The sequence below is a fragment of the Rhodococcus sp. Z6_132 genome (assembly GCF_058133635.1).
Map to the genome: position 1 here is coordinate 238,288 of NZ_JBYUNP010000001.1, position 23,280 is coordinate 261,567.

The 23,280-nt window shown below is 72.2% G+C and carries 24 protein-coding genes; 4 read left to right on the forward strand and 20 right to left on the reverse strand.

From position 1 onward, the window contains the following. A complete protein-coding gene (locus AC3YO9_RS01145) occupies positions 1–1,704 on the reverse strand; it encodes a type VII secretion-associated protein (RefSeq protein WP_489981880.1) in 1,704 nt (567 codons plus the stop codon). Next, entirely contained in the window at positions 1,701–5,711 is a 4,011-nt protein-coding gene (eccCa, locus tag AC3YO9_RS01150; RefSeq protein ID WP_489981881.1) for a type VII secretion protein EccCa, read from the reverse strand. The genes AC3YO9_RS01145 and eccCa overlap by 4 nt, the downstream gene beginning before the upstream one ends. A 237-nt stretch (positions 5,712–5,948) precedes the next feature. Here eccCa and eccD point away from each other — a divergent pair, with 237 nt between their 5' ends. Both eccD and mycP read left to right on the forward strand, forming a co-directional pair. After that, the gene (gene eccD, locus AC3YO9_RS01155; RefSeq protein WP_206518022.1) at positions 5,949–7,376 is read left to right on the forward strand and encodes a type VII secretion integral membrane protein EccD; all 1,428 of its coding nucleotides are present in this window, start codon (positions 5,949–5,951) and stop codon (positions 7,374–7,376) included. Then, positions 7,373–8,836: a type VII secretion-associated serine protease mycosin gene (gene mycP / locus AC3YO9_RS01160; protein WP_489981882.1), complete on the forward strand. Its 1,464-nt coding sequence runs from the start codon at positions 7,373–7,375 to the stop codon at positions 8,834–8,836. The genes eccD and mycP overlap by 4 nt, the downstream gene beginning before the upstream one ends. Here mycP and eccB read toward each other — a convergent pair. Continuing rightward, positions 8,833–10,356 carry a type VII secretion protein EccB gene (eccB, locus tag AC3YO9_RS01165; protein ID WP_489981883.1) on the reverse strand — a complete coding sequence of 508 codons (1,524 nt, stop codon included), beginning with the start codon at positions 10,354–10,356 and terminating at the stop codon, positions 8,833–8,835. The two genes, mycP and eccB, sit on opposite strands and share 4 nt — an antisense overlap. 157 nt (positions 10,357–10,513) lie before the next feature. Here eccB and eccE point away from each other — a divergent pair, with 157 nt between their 5' ends. Both eccE and AC3YO9_RS01175 read left to right on the forward strand, forming a co-directional pair. Continuing rightward, entirely contained in the window at positions 10,514–11,806 is a 1,293-nt protein-coding gene (gene eccE, locus AC3YO9_RS01170; protein WP_489981884.1) for a type VII secretion protein EccE, read from the forward strand. Continuing rightward, positions 11,803–12,576: a hypothetical protein gene (locus tag AC3YO9_RS01175; RefSeq protein ID WP_127783959.1), complete on the forward strand. Its 774-nt coding sequence runs from the start codon at positions 11,803–11,805 to the stop codon at positions 12,574–12,576. Before eccE ends, AC3YO9_RS01175 begins: the two co-directional genes overlap by 4 nt. Before the next feature lie 24 nt (positions 12,577–12,600). On the opposite strand, the gene truA is transcribed toward AC3YO9_RS01175, so the two are convergent. The 17 genes from truA to rpsH form a co-directional block, all read right to left on the reverse strand. After that, positions 12,601–13,401, reverse strand: a complete 801-nt coding sequence (gene truA, locus AC3YO9_RS01180; protein ID WP_489982549.1) for a tRNA pseudouridine(38-40) synthase TruA — start codon at positions 13,399–13,401, stop codon at positions 12,601–12,603. A gap of 61 nt (positions 13,402–13,462) precedes the next feature. After that, positions 13,463–14,032: a 50S ribosomal protein L17 gene (gene rplQ / locus AC3YO9_RS01185; protein WP_127783961.1), complete on the reverse strand. Its 570-nt coding sequence runs from the start codon at positions 14,030–14,032 to the stop codon at positions 13,463–13,465. Between the two features lie 70 nt (positions 14,033–14,102). After that, positions 14,103–15,170, reverse strand: coding sequence for a DNA-directed RNA polymerase subunit alpha (locus AC3YO9_RS01190; protein WP_127783962.1), 1,068 nt, complete (start codon positions 15,168–15,170; stop codon positions 14,103–14,105). Positions 15,171–15,352: 182 nt separating this feature from the next. Then, entirely contained in the window at positions 15,353–15,958 is a 606-nt protein-coding gene (rpsD, locus tag AC3YO9_RS01195) for a 30S ribosomal protein S4 (RefSeq protein WP_127783963.1), read from the reverse strand. A 21-nt stretch (positions 15,959–15,979) separates the two neighbouring features. Beyond that, the gene (gene rpsK / locus AC3YO9_RS01200) at positions 15,980–16,396 is read right to left on the reverse strand and encodes a 30S ribosomal protein S11 (RefSeq protein WP_127783964.1); all 417 of its coding nucleotides are present in this window, start codon (positions 16,394–16,396) and stop codon (positions 15,980–15,982) included. 3 nt (positions 16,397–16,399) lie between these two features. Next, entirely contained in the window at positions 16,400–16,774 is a 375-nt protein-coding gene (rpsM, locus tag AC3YO9_RS01205) for a 30S ribosomal protein S13 (RefSeq protein WP_127783965.1), read from the reverse strand. A 203-nt stretch (positions 16,775–16,977) separates the two neighbouring features. Next, positions 16,978–17,091 (reverse strand): 50S ribosomal protein L36, encoded by a 114-nt coding sequence (rpmJ, locus tag AC3YO9_RS01210; RefSeq protein ID WP_084521119.1) that lies wholly within the window; start codon positions 17,089–17,091, stop codon positions 16,978–16,980. A gap of 64 nt (positions 17,092–17,155) precedes the next feature. Then, the gene (gene infA, locus AC3YO9_RS01215; protein ID WP_029136093.1) at positions 17,156–17,377 is read right to left on the reverse strand and encodes a translation initiation factor IF-1; all 222 of its coding nucleotides are present in this window, start codon (positions 17,375–17,377) and stop codon (positions 17,156–17,158) included. A 252-nt stretch (positions 17,378–17,629) separates the two neighbouring features. Then, positions 17,630–18,427: a type I methionyl aminopeptidase gene (map, locus tag AC3YO9_RS01220; protein WP_489981885.1), complete on the reverse strand. Its 798-nt coding sequence runs from the start codon at positions 18,425–18,427 to the stop codon at positions 17,630–17,632. After that, entirely contained in the window at positions 18,427–18,981 is a 555-nt protein-coding gene (locus tag AC3YO9_RS01225; RefSeq protein ID WP_489981886.1) for an adenylate kinase, read from the reverse strand. The genes map and AC3YO9_RS01225 overlap by 1 nt, the downstream gene beginning before the upstream one ends. Continuing rightward, positions 18,981–20,306 (reverse strand): preprotein translocase subunit SecY, encoded by a 1,326-nt coding sequence (gene secY / locus AC3YO9_RS01230; protein WP_127783968.1) that lies wholly within the window; start codon positions 20,304–20,306, stop codon positions 18,981–18,983. Before secY ends, AC3YO9_RS01225 begins: the two co-directional genes overlap by 1 nt. Before the next feature lie 234 nt (positions 20,307–20,540). Next, positions 20,541–20,987: a 50S ribosomal protein L15 gene (rplO, locus tag AC3YO9_RS01235; RefSeq protein ID WP_127783969.1), complete on the reverse strand. Its 447-nt coding sequence runs from the start codon at positions 20,985–20,987 to the stop codon at positions 20,541–20,543. Then, a complete protein-coding gene (gene rpmD, locus AC3YO9_RS01240) occupies positions 20,984–21,196 on the reverse strand; it encodes a 50S ribosomal protein L30 (protein ID WP_127783970.1) in 213 nt (70 codons plus the stop codon). Before rpmD ends, rplO begins: the two co-directional genes overlap by 4 nt. Positions 21,197–21,201: 5 nt before the next feature. Further along, positions 21,202–21,819 carry a 30S ribosomal protein S5 gene (gene rpsE / locus AC3YO9_RS01245; protein ID WP_127783971.1) on the reverse strand — a complete coding sequence of 206 codons (618 nt, stop codon included), beginning with the start codon at positions 21,817–21,819 and terminating at the stop codon, positions 21,202–21,204. Between the two features lie 61 nt (positions 21,820–21,880). Beyond that, positions 21,881–22,306 (reverse strand): 50S ribosomal protein L18, encoded by a 426-nt coding sequence (gene rplR, locus AC3YO9_RS01250; RefSeq protein WP_127783972.1) that lies wholly within the window; start codon positions 22,304–22,306, stop codon positions 21,881–21,883. Position 22,307: 1 nt separating this feature from the next. Then, complete coding sequence (rplF, locus tag AC3YO9_RS01255) at positions 22,308–22,847, reverse strand: 50S ribosomal protein L6 (RefSeq protein ID WP_127783973.1); 540 nt, start codon at positions 22,845–22,847, stop codon at positions 22,308–22,310. A gap of 12 nt (positions 22,848–22,859) precedes the next feature. Beyond that, a complete protein-coding gene (rpsH, locus tag AC3YO9_RS01260; protein WP_127783974.1) occupies positions 22,860–23,258 on the reverse strand; it encodes a 30S ribosomal protein S8 in 399 nt (132 codons plus the stop codon). Positions 23,259–23,280: the final 22 nt, after the last annotated feature.

Sequence of the window (23,280 nt, forward strand, 5' to 3'; positions counted from 1 at the left end):
TCAGCCCTGGCCCACCCGCACGGTGCGCACCGCCTGCGTGCACGCCGCGTCCAGGGTGGAGACACCAGGAGCGTGCAGACAACCCACGCTCACCTGGGTGCCCTGCTGCACCAGCACGTACCAGTCCACGACGGCACCGTCGGGGCGCAGCTCCCGGTAGGACGTCACCGCCCGGTCGGCGTAGCGGGTGTCGGCCGCGAAGTCGGCGTACTGCTTGCCAGCCCGCTGCTCCACCGCCAGCTGTTGCTGCAGCGCGGTGGCCAGCTCGGCCTGGCTCAGCGAGGTGCCGACGGTGATCTGCACCAGCAGGATGCGCTGCGGCTCCGGCGGGGTGCCGGTGGGAGTGAGCTCGAGGCGAGTACGAGTCGTGCTCTCACCCCGGTAGGACTCCTGCCAGTCGACGGGCACGGTCATGGTGGCGCGACCGGAGGCCACCACCTGGGTGGTCGGTGCCGTCGGGCGCTGGGCCACCAGCACCGCCCCCACCGCACCCGCGGCCAGGACGAGCACCGCGGCTGCCACCACGCGCCGCCGCCGGCGCCGGGCCCGCCGCCGCCCGGCACGGCTGTCGTCCACCGCACCGAACACCGGCCGGTCCGCAGCCGACCGAGCCCGCTCGGGCACCCTCTCTGCGGTGTTCTCGGGCTCCGGGGGAGCTGCCCGCAGCGCCCCGCGGGCCACCGACGTCTCCGGGTGCTCGGTGGTGCGCGGCAGCACACCGAGCCGCTGGTGGATCCGGGAGGCGACCAGCGGCGTGCGCGAGGCACCGCCCACCAGCAGCACCTCGGCGCGGCAGCCGCCACGGCGGTCCACTGCGCCCGCCTGGCGCAGGGCGTCCTCGAGCAGGTCCACCACGGCATCCACCCGGTGGCCGATCAGCCGCTCCAGGTCGGCGCGGGTGAGGTGGCCGTCCAGCAGCCCACCGGGCAGCGGGACGTCGGCGTAGGAGTGGCGGGAGAGACTCTCCTTGGCGGTCCGCACGTCGGCGCGCAGCGCCAGGTAGCGCTGCCGCGGCCCGAGCCCGCTGCCCCGCAGCACCGCGTCCCAGCGGGGCCGCTGCTGCGGGGTGACTCGCCGGCCCAGCTCGGCCAGCAGCAGCAGGTCGATCTCCGCGCCTGCCAGAGCTCCGTCCGTGCGGGTGGTGAGCACCCGGTAGCCGGTGGCACCACCCTCCAGGACCGCGACGTCCGTGCTGCCGGCCCCGACGTCCACCACCGCCACGAGCGCACCGGTGCGTGGCGGCTCGTGGGCCAGGGCCGCCGCCACGGGTTCGGGCACGGCCACCACCCGCGGCGCCAGGCCCTGTGCTGCCGAGGTGAGGACCTCCAGCCGCACCGGGCCCCACTCGGCGGGGTGGGTCAGCACCAGCACGTCCACCGGCTCGCCGTCGGCCGCGGCCACGGCCTCTCGCACCGCCCTGGCCAGCACCGCGGCCAGCGCCCGCCGCACCGGCACCACCTGCTCGCCCAGCAGCAGCGAGTCCTCGTCGATGCGTCGCACGGGTGTCGGCTCGTAGCGAGCCGGGTTCAGCGCCGCCTGACCATCCGCCTCTGCCCCCACGAACAGCGCGTGCCCGTCGGCGTACACCGCGCTGGACATCGTGGGTGCCCCGTCGATCGGCACGATCCGGGCGGGCTCACCGTCCACCGAGATGGCCACGCAGGTGGAGGCACTGCCCAGGTCCACGGCCACCGCGAGGCTCATTGCGGTGGCAACCACGCCAGCTGGACCAGCCGCTGACCCAGCTTGCGGCTCACCAGCACCCCACGCCCGGGCGGCTGCGCGGAGGGCTTGACCGTGCCGACCAGGGCGCCCTCGTCCCGGCTGCCGCTCATCACCAGACCAGGTGAGGCGAGGTCGCGCAACCGGGCGATGACGGGGTCGTACAGCGCTCGCGCGGCTCCGCCGCTGCGTCGGGTGACCACGAGGTGCAGGCCGACGTCCTTGGCCTGGGCGAGCAGGTCCACCAGTGGGCTCAGCGGGTTGCCGCTGCCGGTGGCCACCAGGTCGTAGTCGTCCACCACGACGTAGATCTCCGGCCCGCTCCACCACGAGCGGTCGCGCAGCTGCTCCTGGGTGACCGAGCTGTCCGGCATGCGCGCGTTGAGGTACACCACGATCTCGTTGATCATGTCGGTGAGCACCGCTGCGGAGGCGGCGTAGCCGGCCAGGTGGTCACCAGACACCACGCCCAGCAGCGTCCGCCGGTAGTCGGCGACGATGAACTTGGCCTGCTTGGGCGTCGTCCGGGCCATCACCTGGGTGCACAGGCTGCGCAGCAGGGCGGTCTTGCCCGACTCGCTGTCGGCGAAGACCAGCAGGTGCGGCTCCGCCGCGAAGTCCAGGTAGGCCGGCGCCAGCTCGTCCTCGTCGATGCCGATGGGGATCCGCATCGGGTCGCGCGGGTCCTGCTCGGTCGCGGCGAGCAGCGCCTCGAAGGGGTAGCGCTCCGGCAGCATCCGCACCGGCGGGGCCGGGCGCCCGGGCCAGGCCTCGGTGAGGCGGGCCGCGGCGTCGGCGATGCCGGCGGTGAGGTCGTCAGCCTGCGCACGGGAGTCCACCCGCGGCAGCGCGACGAGCATCTGCAGCTTGTCCCGGGACAGGCCGCGTCCAGGCCGGCCCTGCGGCACGTTGGCAGCCACCCGCCGGTCCACGTCGGACTCCGACGGGTCGCCCAGGCGCAGCTCCACCCGAGTGCCGAGCAGGTCCTTCAGCGCGGGGCGGATCTCGGCCCAGCGGGCGCTGGCCACCACCAGGTGCACGCCGTAGGACAGCCCCTGCGCCGCCAGCGTCATCACCGACTGCTCGAGGCTCTCGAACTCGGTCTTGAACGCCAGCCAGCCGTCGATCACCAGGAACACGTCCCCGAAGGGGTCCTCGGCGGTCTCCGGGAGCTCGCCCCGACGCCGGCGGGCCCGGAACTCGGCCATCGAGTCGATGCCGAGGTCGCGGAAGCGCTGCTCGCGGCGGCGCACCAGGCCGGTCAGCTCGGCCACGGTGCGCCGCACCCGGTCGGCGTCGAGCCGGCCGGCCACCGAGCCCACGTGCGGCAGGGCCGCCATCGGCCCGAGGGTGCCGCCGCCGAAGTCCAGGCAGTACAGCTGCACCTCCGCCGGGGTGTGGGTGAGCGCCAGCGCCAGCATGAAGGTGCGCAGCGCGGTGGACTTGCCGGTCTGTGGTCCGCCCAGCACCGCCATGTGGCCCTGACCGCCGGAGAGGTCCACCCACAGCTGGTCGCGCCGCTGCTCGAAGGGCTTGTCCACGATGCCGATGGGCACGGTGAGCCGGCCGTTGCCGAAGAAGCCCACCGGGCTCAGCCCCCGGTCGGGGGTGGCCGCCAGCGGGGGCAACAGCTGGTCCAGGGTGGGCGAGACCTCCAGCGGGGGCAGCCACACCTCGTGCGCGGCCGGGCCCTGCCCCTCCAGGCGACGCACCACCACGTCCAGCAGGGTGTCCTCCACACCGGACTCGGGCACCGGCGCCGGGGCGCCAGGCAGCGCCGGCTCGGCGAGCACCGGCTCCACGGCGTCGGGCTCGGTGCGCTCCGGACCGAACCAGCGGGGGCGGCGGGTGGCGGTCACCGGCGCGGTGACCGCCGGCTGGCCGTTGTCAGCGGCACGGTAGGGCCCGGAGACGTAGGCGGCCTTGAAGCGCACCAGGGTGGAGGTGTCCAGCTTCAGGTAGCCCGACCCGGGGATGCTGGGCAGCTCGTAGGCGTCCGGGACGCCGAGCACCGTGCGCGACTCCGACGCGGAGAACGTCTTGAGCCCGATCCGGTAGGACAGGTGGCTGTCCAGCCCGCGCAGCTTGCCCTCCTCCAGCCGCTGGCTGGCCAGCAGCAGGTGCATCTGCAGCGAGCGACCCAGCCGGCCGATGGCCACGAACAGGTCGGCGAAGTCGGGCTTCTGGCTGAGCAGCTCGGAGAACTCGTCCACCACGATGAACAGCGCGGGCAGCGGGTCGAGGTTGGCCCCGTTCTCCCGGGCCCGCTCGTACTCCTTGACGTTGGCGAAGTTGCCGGCACTCTTGAGCAGCTCCTGGCGACGGTTCATCTCCCCGGCCAGAGCGTCCTTCATGCGGTCGACCATGGTCAGGTCGTCAGCCAGGTTGGTGATCACCGCCGCCACGTGCGGCGCGCTCTCCAGCCCCAGGAACGTCGCGCCACCCTTGAAGTCCACCAGGATCAGGTTGAGGGCGGACGAGGAGTGGGTGGTGATCATGCCCAGCACCAGGGTGCGCAGGAACTCCGACTTGCCCGAGCCGGTGGCGCCGATGCACAGGCCGTGCGGTCCCATGCCCTCCTGGGCGGACTCCTTGATGTCCAGCTCCACCGGCTCCCCGTGCTCGCCGATCCCCACCGGGACCCGCAGGCGGTCGCGGAGCGGACGGGGGCGCCAGGCCTGGGCCACGTCGAAGGTCATGGCGTCCGGCAGGCCCAGCAGGTCCAGGAAGCCCACGTTGGACAGCAGCGGGTCCTCCCCGCTGTCCGCACCGCCGGCGCCGAGCCGGTAGGGGGCCAGCCGTCGGGCCAGCGCCTCGGCCTGGGCGACGCTCATCGCGTCGGGATCGGCGAAGCGCTCCACCCCGGCAGCGCTGCGGGCGCCGACACCCTCCGCGGTGACCACCAGGCGCAGGCCGCGGCGCGAGGCGAGCGTGCCCAGGCAGGCGGAGAGGTCGAGCAGGGTGACCGCGGCCAGACCCTCCTCCAGCAGGACGTGCTCGGTGCCGGTGACGTCGCCACCGTCCACCACCACCACCAGCTGCGGCTGGTCGGGCACGGGCGCGGCGTTGCGGCTGAAGCGGCCGCGGTCGGCCAGCACCTCCTGCAGCGACTCCTCCAGCTCGGCCAGCGAGGAGAACAGCATCCGCTCCGACCCCAGCGCGTCGGTGCGGTGCGGGTTCTGGGCGTGCGGGAGCCACTTCACCCACTCCCACTCGGCGCGCTGGACCCGGCCGGCGACCACGGCCACCAGCACGTCCTCCGGCGAGTGGAAGGTGACCAGCTGGGCCAGCATCGCCCGGGTCAGCGCCCGCGCGGCGTCCTCGTCGCCGCCCACCTCCACGGCCGCGAATCCGCCCACCGAGATGGCGATGGGCAGCTCGCTGACCACCGAGTGCGCCCGCACGAAGCGGCGCAGTGCCACCGTGGCGATCGGCTCGAGCTCCTCCACCGGCCCGGTCTGCGGCGGCACCAGCTGGGTGGCCAGCCGCTGGTGGCCGCGGCCCACTCGCACGTGGCAGAAGTCGGCGTCACTGGTGCGGCGCTCCCACATCCGGCGGGTGCGCACCATCGAGGACAGCGCCTCGGGATCGGGGTGCACCCACTCCAGGCCGGCACGCTGGTCGTTGCCGGCCTGGCGCGCTCGGCCCCGCATCTGGCCCAGGTAGCGCAGGTAGTCCTTGCGGTCCTCGTTCATCTCGGCCTTGCGCTGGCCCCCGCTGCGCCCGCCGCCGCCGGCGAACATTCCCACCATGGACATCAGCATCATCATCGGGAACAGCAGCGACGCCGGGTTCAGACCTCCACCGGAGGTGATCAGCAGGGCGACCATGCCCACCACGGCCACCACCATGACGACCGGCATGAGCTTCATCAGCAGCCCACCGGGGACGAGGCGAGGCACCTCCGGCGGCGGCTCCAGGTGCACCTCGCCGCCCGGGGTCCGGGGAGCGCTCATCCGCGCCGTGCGGCGAAACTGGATGGTGCTCACCGTCGCAACTCCCCCCAGGTGGCGTTCAGGCCAATTCGTGACGAACCCCGCCGAGCACCGCCAGTCGCAGCCATAATAGGGCCGCGCAGGGACCCCGCGAGCCGTATCGTCACAACGAGTCGTCCACTGTGCACGCTCCGTTTGCACTCGGGGACAACTGACTCGAGCGAGAGCCGATCTCGACGACGCACCGGACGGGGCCGCCGCGGGCGCGGACCAGGACGAGGAGACCCACCAGTGACGGCAGTGGCACCAGCACCCGGGAGCACCGTCTCCCCCACCCCGCCGGGCGCGCCCGCAGCCACGGGGGCGGCGTACACCCGCACCACCGTGCTGGCCCCGCGCACCCGGATCGACGTGGCGCTGCCCTCCGACGTCGCGGTGGCCGACCTGTTGCCCATGCTGCTGGACATGGGCCGTGCCACCACCGCCGACGGCGGCGCCCCGCACGGCGGCTGGTGCCTGGCCCGCGTGGCGCAGGGCCCGCTGGACGCCACCCGCACGCTGGCCGCCCAGGGCGTGCTCGACGGTGAGCTGCTGCAGCTGCGCAAGCGCTCGGAGTCACCGCCGCCACCCCTCTACGACGACGTGATCGACGCGGTGGCGCTGAGCGCGCCGGACGGCTACCGGCCGTGGACCGCCCAGACCGCTCGCGCCCTGGGCGCGGGAACCACGCTGCTGGCCCTGCTGGCCGCCACCGTGGCGCTGTACCTCGCCGGTCCGGGCACCGGCGAGGCGATCGCGGCCGCTGGTGCCGCTGCGGTCCTCGTGGCGGTGGCCGCCGTGGTGGCCCGGGTATACCGGGACCGCCGGAGCGCGGTGGTGATCGGAGTGGGGGCGCTGCCGCTGGGCGCCCTGGCCGGGCTGTTCGCGGTGCCCGGCGAGCTGGGCCGCCCACACCTGCTGCTGGCCTGCGTGGTGGCGGCCGTGCTGGCCACCGCCGCGCTGGCGCTGACCGCCACCGGGGTCACCCCCTTCGTGGCCGTCGTCGTCGCGGGCCTGCTGGGGGCCGGGGCCAGCGTGGTCGCCGTGCTGGTGGCCCACCCGCAGTGGGGCATCGGCGCCGGGATGGCCGCCGCTGCGCTGGTCGGTCTGTCCGTGGCGCCACGGCTGACCATCCACCTGGCTCGCCTGCCGCTGCCCTCGGTGCCGATCTCGGCCCAGGAGCTCAACCAGGACGACGACACCGAGTTCCCCGACGGTGCCAGCATCGAGCGCCAGGCCGCGCTGGGCCACCAGTACCTGTCCGGCCTGGTCATCGGGCTCGGCGTCACCGCCGGCGCCGGGGCGCTGCTGGCCGCCGAGCAGGGCCGGTTCGGGGTGGCCTTCGCCATCGTCGTGGCCGCCGTGCTGATGCTGCGGGCCCGCACCTACGCCAACGGCACGCAGGCGGTGTCCCTGCTGCTGGCCGGCACCGCCACCAGTGCCGGGCTCGTCGTCGGGTGGCTGTGCACCGGCGAGCAGCGGACCCTCGGGACATGGGTCTTCGCCACCTGCCTGCTGCTGGCCGCCGCCGCGCTGGTGCTCGGCGTGGTGTTCCCCCGCCAGCGGTTCTCCCCGGTGCTGCGGCGCACGGTCGAGCTGGTCGAGGCGGTGCTCATCGCGGTGGTGCTGCCGCTGGCCCTGGCGGTGATGGACCTCTACTCCACGATGCGGCACCTGTGACGCGACGTGCGCGCCGCTGCTCGGCTGCCGTGGCTGCCTCGGCGGTCGTGCTGACGCTGGGCTCCCCCGCCGCGCTGGCCCCACCGGTCCTTGCCCAGCCGGCACCCACCCCCACTCCGTCGCCCAGCTACACCACGCCGGCCCCGCCCGACCCGTTGATCACGCCGACCGCGCTGCCGATCGCCCCGGACGCCCCCACCGTCCGGACGAACGTGGCGTGCGTGCAGGCCGCCCCGGGCACGGCCGGGTCGACCATCGCCGCGGTGCCGTGGGGCCTGAGCCAGCTGCGCTTCGAGGACGCGTGGGCCCTGAGCACCGGCGCGGGCGTGCCGGTGGCCGTGATCGACACCGGGGTGAACGCCCACCCCCGGCTGGCCGGCCGGCTGGCCCCGGGCGGCGACTACGTCTCCGACAGCCAAGGTCTCACCGACTGCGACGGCCACGGCACGATCGTCGCGGGGATCATCGCGGCATCGGTGGACACCACCGAGCAGACCGGTTTCGCCGGGGTGGCACCGGGCGCCACGATCATCAGCATCCGCCAGTCGAGCAAGTACTACGAGACGGTGGGCCAGCAGGGCTCGGGCACCGTCGGCTACGGCAACCTCAACACCCTGGCCCGCTCGGTGACGCGAGCGGTGGAGCTGGGCGCACGGGTCATCAACATCTCCGAGGCGGCCTGCGCCCCGGCGAACGTGCGCCTGCAGGACAGCGCCCTCGGGGCGGCCCTGCGCCAGGCCGCCGACCGCGACGTGGTGGTGGTCGCCGCGGCGGGCAACACCGGTGCCGGCTCGGCGGAGGCCTGCCAGACGCAGAACTCCACGTCGCCCAGCCAGCCCGGGGTGGCCGGCCGGTCCGCGGTCGCCACCATCGTCAGCCCCGCCTGGTACAGCGACTCCGTGCTCACCGTGGGGGCCGTCGCCGAGGACGGCAGCCCGTCCGACTTCAGCCTGGCCGGGCCGTGGGTCGGGGTGGCCGGCCCGGGAGAGGACATCACCTCGCTGGACCCCGCCCCCGGCGCCACCGGGCTGACCAACCGCCTCGCCGAGCCCCCGGGCCTGAAGCTGGCCCCCATCCAGGGAACCAGCTTCGCGGTGCCCTACGTCGCCGGCACGGCAGCACTGGTGCGGGCCCGGTTTCCCAACCTCTCCGCCAAGCAGGTCGTGGCCCGGATCAAGGCCACCGCACGCACCCCCTCCGGCGGCTGGACGCCCCAGGTCGGCCACGGCGTTGTGGACCCGGTGGCCGCAGTCGCCGACGTGCTGCCCGAGGAGGTCTCGGCCCAGTCCGCCAGCACCAGCACCACCCAGCTCAGCGCGCCGCCACCGTCGCCGGCGCCCGACCACACGGCCCGGACGGTGGCCTTCGTGGGCTCGGCCACCGCACTGGCCCTGGTGCTCATCACCTTCGCGGTGCTCGACGCCGTGCGCCGGCACCGCCGCAACCAGCAGCCGGGCTAGTCGCCGGGCAGCGGCACCGCGGACGGGCTGGGGTCGCCCGCCAGCCCGTCGTGGGCGAGCAGCGCGGCCTGCTGGCTCAGCTCGGGGCCGATGGGCAGCAGCGCCAGCACCTGCTTGGGCGCGAGGTCGACCCGGCTGCCCAGCCCCAGCACCTGTGCGGTCTCGACGTTGGGGATGCCGTAGCGCACCCCGGTGTCGCTGACCAGGAACAGCTCGCCGACGTCGGTGCCGGGGCTCACCGCCCGCACCAGCGCCCCCTGGCCCGGGCGCAGGTACACCGAGTCCAGCTGCGGGCCCGGTCCGTCGGCCTGGGCCAGCGGCACCACCTGGGCCCCGGTGGGCACGGGCAGGCTGTCGCCGACGCGCACCGTGGGCTTGAGCGTGTGCGGCGCTGCTCCCGCGGCGGCCGGCTGCGGCTCGGTGCCCGTGCCGTCCCAGGACATGCAGGCCACCGGGGCGGTGTCGGCCTGCACCAGGGCGGGCATCCGGCTCGGCAGGTCGTCCACGGCCAACGCGGTCTGCGCGGTGGGCGGCACCCCCATCGCCGACGAGGAGACGGTGACCGGGTCCCCGGAGCTGGCGTACTGCAGCAACCGCGCCACCACGGGCGACACCGACTGCACGCCGTCGGCGAGGACCACGTACGACTGCTGGTCGGCTCCACTGCTGACCTGCAGCACGGTGCCCACCACCGCACTCGCCGGCAGCGCGTCCACCCCGGCGAAGCTGGGCCGCACCCCGGCGCCGGGCACCGTGGGCGGGCTGAGCTGCCCCACCGCGGGAATCGCGTTGAGCACGGCGGCGCTCATCGGCCGGGCGGTGGCGCCGTCGAGCTCCAGCGCCCGGGTCACCCGCTTGTCGGCCGGGTCGATGCGGGCCCGCCGCCCGTCCTGCACCAGGTAGGTGGCGCCCTCGGCGAAGCCGGGCTCGGGCGGGCCCTGCACCAGCAGCGCGCCGTCGGCGGGCACCGGTGGCGCGGTGACGCTGCCGGCGATGACCGTGGTGGTCGTGGTGGCGCTGGCCTGCTGGCTGGCGGACCGCGCGGTGGGGTCGGTGCTCAGGGTGTCGCAGACCGTCCAGGTGGCCTCCGGGCGGGCGTCCTCCCCCGGCAGCAGGGCGGGCGCCCCGGGGATGCCCAGCAGCGGCCCGCGCGGCAGGTCGGCCAGCGCAGCGGCGGACACCTCGCTGGGAGCGACGGCCTGGCCGACCACCAGCCGCGCCGAGGCCAGGTTCAGCACCGGGTGCAGCACACCATCGAGCCGGACGTAGGTGGCAGCAGAGTCCTTGACCGTGACGATCGCCTGGTCACCCAGTCCACCGGCGGGACGGAACAGCGCGAAGAGCGCGAAGCCGGCCAGGCCGATGATGGCCAGCACCAGCCCGACCACCGTGGCCCGCACCTGGGTGCGCATCGGGTCGTGCAGCATCACCGCGTCCTTGCGGACCAGGGCGTGCTCCATCCGCCGCAGGATGAAGCGATAGGCCTGCACCTGCGACTTCGTCGTCGGTGTTGCCGCCATCGACCCTCCCCAGCCCCTCGGCGTTGTACGGTTGCCGACGATAACCCGGCGGCAGAACGCTGTTGTGCCCGTTGCGCACTACTGGCCCAAGCGGTTCCGCCAGAGTAGTGGGCACCTGGCCGTCGGCGGCGACCACGAGGCGGGAAGGGCCGAGCACATGAGCGCTACCCGCGGTGACGCTGCCGAGGGCGCTCCGGCACGCCACCGGAGCCGGCGCGCCGACGCCGGGCTCCGGCGCGCGCCGGTGGGCACCACGGTGGCCGGCCTCCCGCTGACCAACCTGGTGGTGGCAGAGGTGGGCGCCGCGGCGGCGCTGCTGGTGCTGGCGCTGTCCACCCGGCTGTGGCCGCTGGCGGCGCTGCTCGGCGTGGTCGCGCTCGCGCTGGCCGCCACCCGCCGACACGGCCGGTGGCTCACCCAGTGGGTGGTCATCCTGGTGCGCTTCGTGCTGCGCGGCCGCAGCCGCGCTGTCGAGCCGGCGGCGACGGACCCGAGCGTGACCGCATCGCGCACCGACGCCGGTGCCCTGGCCGGTGCCGCCGACCCGCGGGTGGCCCTGCTGCGGCTGCTCGTGGACGACCTGGTGGTGGCCAGCGGCACCGACCACGAGCAGCAGCCGATCGGACTCGCCTGGCACGACGGCACCTGGACGGCGACGGTGGCCATCGACCCGGTGCCCGCCATGGTCTCCGCGGTGGGTGCGCACACTGACATCCCCCTGCGTGGGCTGGCCGCCACCCTCGACGACCGCGGGGTGGTGCTGGACTCCATCGGCGTCATCTGGCACTGCTACCCCGCGAGCTCGCGCCTGCCCGCCAGCTCCGCCGCCGTGGCTGCCTACAACGAGGTGCTCGGCCCGCTGCCCGCGGTGGCTCAGCGCGCTACCTGGGTGACGGTGCGGCTGGACCCGCGGCGCTGCCCCTCGGCGGTGCAGATCCGCGGGGGCGGCGTGGCCGGGGCGCACCGGGCGCTGGTGGGCGCCGTGGCCCGGGTGCGCGGGGCGCTGGAGCAGGCGGGGCTCACCAGCCGGGTGCTCACCCGCGACGAGCTGCTGCGGGCGGCGGTGTCCGCCGCCGAGCTCGCTCCCGCCGCGGGGTCCAGCCAGGAGCTCCAGCTGCACGAGCACTGGCGCGGCGTGCGCACCGGCGACGTCGAGCACGCCAGCTTCACCATCGACGGGTGGCCCGCCGACGGCGCCAGCCTGGAGGCGCTCACCAGCGTGCGGGCGCTGTCCACCACCGTCGCGCTGGCCCTGCGCCCCGGTCCGGACGAGGACAGCGTCGGGGTGCGCGGGGTGGTGCGGGTGTCGGCCCGCAGCAGCGGTGAGCTGGCCGGCTCCCTCGAGCGCCTGCGGACGCTCAGCGCTACCACCGGGGTGGCGCTGAGCCCGCTGGACGGGCAGCAGGCCGCCGCAGTGGCGGCCACCCTGCCGGTGGGAGCGGGCGCATGAGCACCCACGGCGCAGAGCGGACGGGTCGGCGTGGCCAACCCGCAGCCGCGGGCATCGGCACCGAGTTCGTGCTCTCCCCCGAGGCCCTGAGCCGGCTCAGCCTCACCGGCGACCGCGGTGGCGTGGTGCTGGGCTCGGACCTGCGCGGGGGCGCGGTGCAGCTGCACCTGGTGCGGCCCGTGCCGTCCCGGCTGGCCCTGGTGGGCGGGCTCTACCTGGCGATGCAGCTGGTGCTGCGGGCCGCGGCCACCGGGGTGCTGGTGGTGGTGGCCACCGGGCGGCCCGCTGCGTGGCAACCGCTGCAGCAGGCCTTCGCCGACGTCGCCCCCGCCACGCCTGCAGCCGGGGCCGGTGCCGACCCGACGGGCGCTCCGCCGCCGCTGCAGCTGCGCGGGCTGCACCCCGGACCGCTGCCCCGGGCCAGCGAGGACGCTCCCGTGCTGGTGGTGCAGGACAGCGGGGCGGTGCCCCAGGAGCTTTACCCGACCCGCAGCCCGTGGCAGTCCACGGCCTACGTCCTCCCGTACCTGCACCCACAGGTGGGCGGGAACGCCACCGCCGCCGACCTCGTCCTGCTGCAGCGGCTGCCGGTGGGGCAGGCCCAGCTGGCTGGCCGGCTGTGGCGCCTGCCGCCCGGCGTGGTGGACGACCTCGCCGGGCTCACCGACGACGGTCTGATCGCGCTGGGCGCCAACCTGTTCCTCCCCATGCGCCTGGTCACCACGCCCAAGGAGGCGAGCCTCATCGGACCGGTCCGGCGCGGCGACTAGTCCTGCCGGGGCACTGCCGGCCGCCTAGCGCAGCGGCCCGCGCACGGCCCGCGTCGTCTGGGCCCGCGCGGCCAGCTCGTGCTCCGGCGGGTAGTCCACGCCCACCAGGCTCAACCCGTGCGCGGGGGCGACGGCGATGCTGCCGGAGCGCTGCGAGGCGGTGAGCAGCTCCAGCACCCAGTCGTGGTCGCGGCGGCCCTGCCCCACCGCGAGCAGGGCACCGACCAGGCTGCGCACCATGGAGTGGCAGAAGGCGTCCGCGCTCACCCGGGCCACCAGGACCCCGTCGGCCAGCTCGGACCAGTCCAGCCGCTCCAGCCCGCGCACGGTGCTCGCACCCTCGCGGTGGCGGCAGAAGGCCACGAAGTCGTGCACCCCCAGCAGCAGGGCGGAGGCCTCCCGGATGCGGTCCACGTCCAGCTCGTGCGGCCAGACCAGGGTGTCCCGGGCACGCAGCGGCTCCGCACCCCACGGCGCGGTGGTGAGGCGGTAGGCGTAGTGCCGGCGCATGGCCGAGAATCGGGCGTCAAACTCCGCCGGCACTTCCCGCAGCTCGCGCACCCGGACGTCGGTGGGCAGCAGCCGGGCGAGCCGGCGCACCAGGCGACCCAGCCCGTCCGGCACCGTCGCGGGGTCGAGGTCCACGTGGGCCACCTGCCCGGCGGCGTGCACGCCAGCATCGGTGCGCCCGGCCACGGTGAGGGTGACCGGGGTGCGCAGCACGGTGGCCAGCGCCTCCTCGAGCACCCCGCACACCGTGCGCTGGCCGGGCTGGCGGGCCCAGCCGGCGAAGTCGGTGCCGTCGTAGGCGATGTCCAGGCGCACGCGCACGAGCCCGCCACCCCGGTGCGGGGTGGCGGGCTCAGGTGCTACGACGTCGGGGACGTCAGGACTTGTCAGCGTCCCTGTCCTCGGTGTCCAGCGCGGCGGGCGCGACGTCGTCGACGTCGGTCCCGGCGCCATCGGTGGGCACGTCGCCGCCGGTCTCGGGCTCAGCAGCCTCCGGCTCGGCAGCGGTGTCGGTGTCCACGTCGGAGACCGTCTCGGCAGGCTTGGTGGCCGCGACCCGACGGGCCCGGTCGGCCTCGGAGGTGACCGTCTTGTCCTGCAGCAGCTCGATGATCGCCATGGGGGCGTTGTCGCCCTTGCGCGGGATCGTCTTGATGATGCGGGTGTAGCCACCGTCGCGCTCGGCGAAGAACGGGCCGATGTCGGCGAACAGGCTGTGCACGACGTCCTTGTCGCGGATCACCTTCATGACCTCGCGACGGTTGTGCAGGTCACCGACCTTCGCCTTGCTGATCAGCTTCTCGGCGTAGGGGCGCAGGCGCTTGGCCTTGGCCTCGGTGGTGGTGATGCGCCCGTGCGTGAACAGCGAGGTCGCCAGGTTGGCGAGCATCAGCCGCTGGTGGGCCGGCGACCCGCCGAGACGGGCACCCTTGGTGGGCTTGGGCATTGTGGAGCTCCTCTAGGTCTCGCCCGACCCCGTCGCCGCGGGCGTGCGGCGACGGGGTAGGTGCAGCGGCTTACAGCTGTTCGGTCTCGGCGTAGTCGGTGTCGTCGCCTGCGGCGGCGTCACCTTCCTCGCCATCCTCGGTGTCGGTCCAGGTGCCGGTCTCGGCGTCGTACCCGGCAACGGTGGACGGGTCGAATCCGGGAGGGCTGTCCTTCAGGCTCAGGCCGAGCCCGACCAGCTTCACCTTCACCTCGTCGATGGACTTGGCGCCGAAGTTCCGGATGTCCAGCAGGTCCGCCTCGCTGCGGCCGACGAGCTCACCCACGGTGTGCACGCCCTCGCGCTTGAGGCAGTTGTACGAACGCACCGTCAGGTCCAGGTCCTCGATGGGCATGCTGAACGCGGCGATGTGGTTGGTCTCCGCCGGGGACGGGCCGATCTCGATGCCCTCGGCCTCGACGTTGAGCTCACGGGCCAGGCCGAAGAGCTCGGTCAGCGTGCGCCCGGCGGAGGCGATCGCGTCGCGCGGGGTGATGGAGGGCTTGCTCTCCACGTCCAGCACGAGGCGGTCGAAGTCGGTGCGCTGCTCCACGCGGGTGGCCTCGACCTTGTACGTCACCTTGAGCACCGGTGAGTAGATCGAGTCGACCGGGATGCGGCCGATCTCGGCGCCGGAGGCCTTGTTCTGCACGGCAGGGACGTAGCCGCGACCGCGCTCGACGACGAGCTCGATCTCCAGCTTGCCCTTGTCGTTCAGGGTGGCGATGTGCAGCTCGGGGTTGTGCACCGCGACGCCGGAGGGCGCGACGATGTCCGCAGCGGTGACCGCACCCGGGCCCTGCTTGCGCAGGTACATGGTGACCGGCTCGTCCTCCTCGGAGCTGACCACGAGGCCCTTGAGGTTCAGGATGATGTCGGTGACGTCCTCCTTCACCCCCGGGACGGTGGTGAACTCGTGCAGGACACCGTCGATGCGGATGCTGGTGACTGCCGCGCCCGGGATGGACGAGAGCAGCGTGCGGCGAAGCGAGTTGCCGAGGGTGTAGCCGAAACCAGGCTCGAGCGGCTCGATGACGAACCGCGACCGGGTGTCGCTGAGGACCTCCTCGGAGAGCTCAGGACGCTGAGAGATGAGCATGGGTGGTGTTCTCCTTCACCGACGTCCGCCATATGACGCCGAAAGGGTGGCGCAGCCGCCGCGGGTGCGGGGGCCGTGGGACCGCCTGGCGCACACGAGGTGCACCGGGCGACCAGGGGTGGTGCACAGGCCCGGCCGTGCCCCCCACGCTGCTGCGTGGTGCGGCACGGCCGGACCGGGCATCACTTCGAGTAGAGCTCGACGATCAGCTGCTCGTTGAGCGGGATGTCGATCTGCGCACGGTCCGGAAGCTGGTGGACCAGGATGCGCATCTGCGGTCCGACGACCTGGAGCCAGCCGGGAACCGGCCGGTCACCGAGGGTCTCCTTGGCCACCTGGAAGGGCAGGGTGGCCAGCGACTTCGGCTTGACGTCGATGATGTCGTACTGCGACACGCGGTAGCTGGGGATGTCGACCTTCTCGCCGTTGACGAGGAAGTGGCCGTGGGTCACCAGCTGGCGGGCCTGCCGACGCGTGCGGGCGAGCCCGGCACGGTAGACGACGCTGTCGAGGCGGCTCTCCAGGATCTGGAGCAGCACCGAACCGGTCTTGCCGGACTTGCGGTTCGCCTCGGCGTAGTAGCGGCGGAACTGCTTCTCCATGACGCCGTAGGTGAAGCGCGCCTTCTGCTTCTCCTGCAGCTGGAGCAGGTACTCGCTCTCCTTGATCCGCGCGCGGCCGTGCTGGCCCGGCGGGTAGGGGCGACGCTCGAAGGCGGCGTCCCCCCCGACGAGGTCAACGCGCAGTCGACGGGACTTGCGGGTGATGGGGCCGGTGTAACGAGCCATTGTTCTTCCTTTCCCTTCCCGCTAGACCCGGCGCCGCTTGGGCTGCCGGCAGCCGTTGTGCGGCTGAGGGGTGACGTCGGAGATGGTGCCGACCTCCAGGCCGGCGGCCTGCAGTGAGCGAATCGCGGTCTCGCGGCCGGAGCCGGGACCCTTGACGAACACGTCGACCTTCTTCATGCCGTGCTCCTGCGCCTTGCGGGCAGCGCTCTCGGCGGCCATCTGTGCGGCGAAGGGGGTGGACTTGCGCGACCCCTTGAAACCGACGTGGCCCGACGAGGCCCACGAGATCACGTTGCCAGCAGGATCGGTGATGGAGACGATCGTGTTGTTGAACGTGCTCTTGATGTGCGCAGCACCGTGGCTGACGTTCTTCTTTTCCTTGCGCCGAGTCTTCTGGGTCTTCTTGGGACCGCTCGCGGCGCGGGACTTGGGGGGCATCTCTTACCTAGCCTTCTTCTTGCCGGCGATGGTGCGCTTCGGGCCCTTGCGCGTGCGCGCGTTGGTCTTGGTGCGCTGGCCACGAACCGGCAGGCCACGGCGGTGCCGGATGCCCTGGTAGCAGCCAATCTCGATCTTGCGACGAATGTCGGCCTGCACCTCGCGGCGCAGGTCACCCTCGACCTTGAGGGACTCCTCGATGTACTCCCTCAGCTTGGTGAGGTCAGTGTCGCTGAGGTCCTTGGTGCGCAGGTCGAAGCTGATGCCAGTGGCATTCAGGATCTCCTGCGACTTCGTACGGCCGATGCCGTAGATGTAGGTGAGCGCGATCTCCATCCGCTTGTCGCGGGGGAGGTCGACGCCTGCGAGCCGTGCCATACGGCGTGTCCTTCCAGTTGTCCGGAGGTCTGCTCCTCGTCCGTCCCGGTTCGACCGACGCCGACCGTGTCGGCGCCACCGGGCCCCGGCCTCCGGGCCGAGGGTGTACTGAGTCGGCCCGTTCCCGGGACGCCCAGCTGGTGCGGGGAGTGATGTGGTGCTGTCGCGTCAGATCGACTGCGAGGGTGGTGCGGTGGAGCTGCTCAGCCCTGGCGCTGCTTGTGGCGCAGGTTCTCGCAGATCACCATGACCCGACCGTTGCGGCGGATCACCTTGCACTTCTCACAGATCTTCTTGACGCTGGGGTTGACCTTCACGTCTGTTGCTCTCCTGGTCGGTTGCTGCTTGCTGGGGACGCGCCACGGGCGCGCGCAACGACTGCTACTTGTAGCGGTAGACGATGCGCCCGCGGGAGAGGTCGTAGGGAGAAAGCTCCACGACCACCCTGTCCTCAGGCAGGATGCGGATGTAGTGCTGCCGCATCTTACCGCTGATGTGCGCGAGAACCCGGTGGCCGTTTTCCAGCTCCACGCGGAACATCGCGTTCGGCAGTGGCTCGACAACCCGACCCTCGACCTCGATGGCCCCGTCTTTCTTGCCCATGTCCTCCGCGATCCGTGGCAGTGACTTGCTGGTAACTCAACACCCCCGCCCCGAGCGCCGGTGACCGGTGCGCGGGGAAGCAGTCTCAAGTGGTGCGACAGGTGCCGGCGGAGACGCAAGACCTCGCGGGCACGCGCACAACCGGCGCACAGTGCGCGCCGTCGTTGAAGTCTACGCGGCGTGCCGGTGCAGGCCAAATGCGGGCCTGGGTGGTAGGTGCCGCGGCACCTGCGCAGCCCCCGCGGGCGCGAGTCAGCGGGGCAGCGTGAGGATGCGGGGACCGTCGGCGGTGACCGCCACGGTGTGCTCCCAGTGCGCGGCCCGGCTGCCGTCGGTGGTCACCACGGTCCAGTCGTCGGCGAGGACCAGGGTGTCCTCGGTGCCCAGGGTCAGCATCGGCTCGATGGCCAGCACCGAGCCCTCCACCAGCCGGGGACCGGTGTCCGGCGGACCCTCGTTGGCCAGGAACGGGTCGGCGTGCATGACGCGGCCGATGCCGTGGCCACCGTAGCCGTCGACGATGCCGTAGTGGCGACCGTCGCGCTGCTCCGCGGCCCGGGTGCCCAGCTCGATGGCGTGCGAGACGTCGCCGAGCCGGTTGCCCACCACCATGGCGGCGATGCCGGCCTCCATCGAGGTGCGGCACGCTTCGGACAGCTGCAGGTCCTCTGTGCGGGCGCCGGGGCCGACCACGAAGGTGACGGCGGAGTCGCCGTGCCAGCCGTCGACGATGGCACCGCAGTCGATGGACACGAGGTCGCCGTCGGCGAGCACCTCCTCGCTGGAGGGGATGCCGTGCACCACGCGGTCGTTGACCGAGGAACAGATGGTGGCCGGGAAGCCGTGGTAGCCCAGGAAGGAGGGCTCGGCACAAGCGTCGGCCATCACCTGGGCCGAGACCTCGTCGAGCTCAGCCGTGCTGACACCGGGACGGGCGGCCTCGCGCACCGCGGCCAGTGCAGCCGCGACGACCGAGCCGGCCAGCGCCATCGCGTCCAGCTCGCCGGGGGTCCGCGCGGGCACCACCTTGCGCCTGCGCAGCCGCACCATCAGCTGGTGCGGGTGCGCAGCGCCCGCAGTGCCCGCTGGGAGACCTCACCGACCTCGCCGACCGCGTCCACGACGACCAGCTGGTCGGCGTAGTGCTCCAGCAGCGGGGCCGTCTCGTCCCGGTACACGCGCATGCGGCGCCGGATGACGGCCTCGGTGTCGTCGGCGCGACCGCGGGCGAGCATGCGCTGCACCACCACGTCCTCGGTGACGCGCAGCTCGAGCACGGCGTCCAGCGGACGGCCCAGCTCTTCGAGGATGTTGGCCAGCACCTCGGCCTGGCCCACGGTGCGCGGGAAGCCGTCGAGCAGGAATCCCTGCGCAGCATCCGGCTCGGCCAGCCGCTCGCGGACCATCTCGATGGTCACCTCGTCCGGGACCAGGTCACCGGCCTCCACGTACTTCTTGGCCTCCTGGCCCAGCGGCGTCCCCTCCCCCATGTGCGCGCGAAAGAGGTCACCGGTGGAGATGTGCGGAACGCCGAGCTCGGCCGACAGCAGAGCAGCCTGGGTTCCCTTTCCCGCTCCGGGCGGGCCGACAAGGACGAGTCTCACTACTTCAGGAACCCTTCGTAGTTGCGCTGCATGAGCTGGCTCTCAATCTGCTTCACGGTGTCCAGACCGACACCGACCATGATCAGCACGGCCGTGCCACCGAACGGGAAGTTCTGCCCACCGCCGCTGCCGAGGTCCAAGAACAGGTTGGGCAGGACGGCCACGATACCCAGGTACAGCGACCCGAACAGCGTGATGCGTCCCAGCACGAAGCTGAGGTACTCGGCGGTGGGCCGGCCCGGGCGGATGCCGGGGATGAACCCGCCGAACTTCTTCATCTCGTCCGCGCGGTCCTCCGGGTTGAAGGTGATCGCCACGTAGAAGTACGTGAAGAACACGATCAGCGCGAAGTACAGCAGGATGTACGGCCCGCTGGACGGGCGGATCAGGTAGTCGTTGATGAACCGCTGCCACCAGGAGACGGACCCGTCGGTGGACGCCGTCAGCTGCGCGACCAGGTTCGGCAGGTACAACAGCGACGACGCGAAGATCACCGGGATCACGCCGGCCTGGTTCACCTTCAGCGGCAGGTACGTGGACGTGCCCCCGTACATGCGGCGGCCGACCATCCGCTTGGCGTACTGCACCGGGATGCGGCGCTGGCCCTGCTCGACGAAGACGACGCTGGCGAAGATGGCCAGGGCGGCAAGGCAGACCAGCGCGAAGACCAGCCCCCCGCGGCTGTCCAGCACGTTCTTGCCCTCGGTGGGGATCTGGGCGCCGATTGAGGTGAAGATCAGCAGCGACATGCCGTTGCCGATGCCGCGGTCGGTGATCAGCTCACCCAGCCACATGATCACCGCGGTGCCGGCGGTCATCACGATCACCACCACCAGCATGGTGAAGATGTCGCCGCCGGGGATGGCCGGGTACAGGTCGTTGTCGCAGCCCTGGAACAGCTGTCCACGGGTGGCCAGGGCCACGATGCCGGTGGACTGCAGGACCGCGAGGGCGATCGTCAGGTACCGGGTGTACTGCGTCATCTTGGCCTGGCCCGACTGGCCCTCCTTCTGCAGCGCCTCGAACCGTGGGATGACCACGGTGAGCAGCTGCACGATGATGCTCGCGGTGATGTAGGGCATGATGCCCAGCGCGAACACGGAGAGCTGGAGCAGGGCACCGCCGCTGAAGAGGTTGATCAGCGAGTAGATGCTCTGGCTGTCGCCACCGCTGACCTCCTTGAGGCAGGTCTGGATGTTGACGTAGGAGACGCCGGGCGACGGCAGCGTGGTACCCAGGCGGTAGATCGCGAGGATCCCCAGGGTGAAGAGGATCTTCCGCCTCAGGTCACGGGTCTTGAAGGCAGAGACGAAGGCGGAGAGCACTGATCCTCCTGGCAGCTTCGGGCGGACTAGCTCTGCCCCTGCTTAGCATTGGGATACGACGGGCAAGGCGACCCTGTGCGGGCGCCGACTAGTTGACTCTAACAGCCCCTCATCTCACCACACGGGCGGTGCGACGGCGGCAGCTGGGCCAGAAACGCGCTGACCGTGGCCGCCCTGCGAGTTCGCAGGCCGACCACGGTCAGCAGCACGTGCGGGTGTTACCGGTTCACCTGCTCAGAGCAGGGTGACGCTGCCACCGGCAGCCTCGATCTTCTCCTTGGCGGAACCGGAGCACTTGTTGGCAGTCACCTGCAGCGTCACCGAGCCGAGGTCCCCGTCACCGAGGATCTTGACCAGCTGGTTGCGGCGGACCGCGCCAGCGGCGACGAGCTCGTCGACGCCGATGGTGCCCCCCTGGGGGAACAGCCGCGCGAGGTCGGCCACGTTGACGACCTGGTACTCGACGCGGTTGCGGTTGGTGAAGCCCTTGAGCTTCGGCAGCCGCATGTGCAGCGGCATCTGGCCACCCTCGAACGCGGCGGGCACGTTCTTGCGGGCCTTGGTGCCCTTGGTGCCGCGACCGGCGGTCTTGCCGCGCTTGCCGCCCTCACCGCGACCGACGCGGATCTTGTCCTGCTTGGCGCCCGGTGCGGGCCGCAGGTGGTGAAGCTTGATGGTCATTGCGAGCTCTCCTTACCGGATCCTGCAGCGCTGACCGTCTCGACCGTCACCAGGTGGGCGACGGTGGAGATCATGCCCCGGACCTCCGGGGAGTCCGGTCGGACCACGGACTGCCGGATCTTGTGCAGCCCGAGCGTGCGCAGGGTGTTGCGCTGGTTCTGCTTCGTGCCGATGGTGCTGCGCACCTGAGTGACCAGGAGGTCTGCCATGGTGATCAGGCCCCCTGTCCGGCGCGAGCGCGCAGCATTCCGGCCGGCGCGACGTCCTCGATGGGCAGGCCACGGCGGGCCGCCACCTCCTCCGGACGCTGGAGCATCTTCAGCGCCGCAACGGTCGCGTGAACGACGTTGATGGCGTTGTCGCTGCCCAGCGACTTGGAGAGGACGTCGTGGATGCCGGCGCACTCCAGCACGGCGCGCACCGGACCACCGGCGATGACACCGGTACCGGGGCTGGCCGGGCGCAGCAGCACCACGCCCGCCGCCGCCTCACCCTGGACGGGGTGAGTGATGGTGGCACCGATCATCGGGACGCGGAAGAAGTTCTTGCGAGCCTCGTCGGAGCCCTTCTGGATGGCCGCGGGAACTTCCTTGGCCTTGCCGTAGCCGACGCCGACCATGCCGTTGCCGTCGCCGACGATCACCAGGGCGGTGAAGCTGAAGCGTCGACCACCCTTGACCACCTTCGAGACACGGTTGATGGCCACGACCCGCTCGAGCTGGGTCTTCTCCGGCGCCGCGCCGCGGCCGCCGTCGCGGCGACCGCCGCCCCGACGCTCGCCACCGGCGCCGCCAGCTGCGCCGGCACCGCCTTCACGCGCACGTCCCGGCATCAGGCTGTCCTTCCGTTCGTCTCGTTCATGGTGAGAGTGTGCTCCGTTGTCAGTGGGTGCATCAGAACTGCAACCCACCTTCGCGAGCTGCGTCCGCCAGGGCCGCGATCCGGCCGTGGTAGTCGTTGCCGCCACGGTCGAAGACGACGGCCTCGACGCCGATGGCCTTGGCCCGCTCGGCCAGCAGGGCGCCGACCTTGGCCGACTTGGCCTTCTTGTCGCCCTCCATCGCGCGGAGGTCCGCCTCGAGGGTGGACGCCGCGGCGAGGGTGTGACCGGAGAGGTCGTCCACCAGCTGGACGTGGATGTGCCGCGAGGAGCGGTTCACCACCAGTCGGGGACGGGCCGGCGTTCCGCTGACCTTCTTGCGGATGCGGAAGTGCCGCCGTGCGCGGGACAGTCGACGAACCGTGGAGGCGTCCTTGCCGAGCGGCTTGCGCCGCTTCGACCCGGAGCCTGCGACGGCCGTGCTTGCAGTCTGGCTCATGTCACTTACCCGTCTTTCCGACCTTGCGGCGGATCTGCTCGCCGGCGTAGCGGACGCCCTTGCCCTTGTACGGGTCGGGGCGGCGCAGCCGGCGAATGTTCGCCGCGATCTGGCCGACCTTCTGCTTGTCGATCCCGGAGATGGAGAACCTGGTGGGGGTCTCCACCGCGAAGCTGATGCCCTCGGGCGCCTCGATGGGGACGGGGTGGCTGTAGCCGAGTGCGAACTCCAGGTCGGAACCCTTGAGCTGCACGCGGTAACCCACGCCGTGGATCTCCATCTTGGTCTCGTAGCCGTTGGTGACGCCGATGACCATGTTCTGCACCAGGGTGCGGGACAGGCCGTGCAGCGACCGGCTGCGCCGCTCGTCGTCGGGACGGCTGACGGCGACAGCGCCGTCCTCGTCCTTCGTGACGATGATGGGCTCCGAGATGGTGGTCTGCAGGGTGCCCTTGGGCCCCTTGACCGTGACGTTCTGGCCCTCGATGGTCACGTCCACGCCGGACGGGACAGGAACGGGGAGCTTACCGATGCGTGACATTAGTTGCCTCCCTCACCAGACGTAGGCGAGGACTTCCCCGCCCACACCCTGCTTGGCCGCCTGGCGGTCGGTGAGCAGGCCGGTGGACGTGGAGATGATCGCCACACCGAGACCTCCCAGGACCTTGGGCAGGTTGGTGGATTTTGCGTAGACCCGCAGACCGGGCTTGGACACGCGCCGGAGACCAGCGATGCTCCGCTCACGGGTGGGGCCGTACTTCAGGTCGATGACGAGCGACTGTCCGACAGCCGCCTCCTCGGACCGGTAGTCGGAGATGTAGCCCTCCCGCTTGAGGATCTCGGCGATGTTCGCCTTGATCTTCGAGTGGGGCATCACGACTGCGTCGTGGTAGGCCGAGTTTGCGTTGCGCAGACGGGTCAGCATGTCTGCGATCGGGTCTGTCATGGTCATTCAGGTGACCTGTGCACCTTTC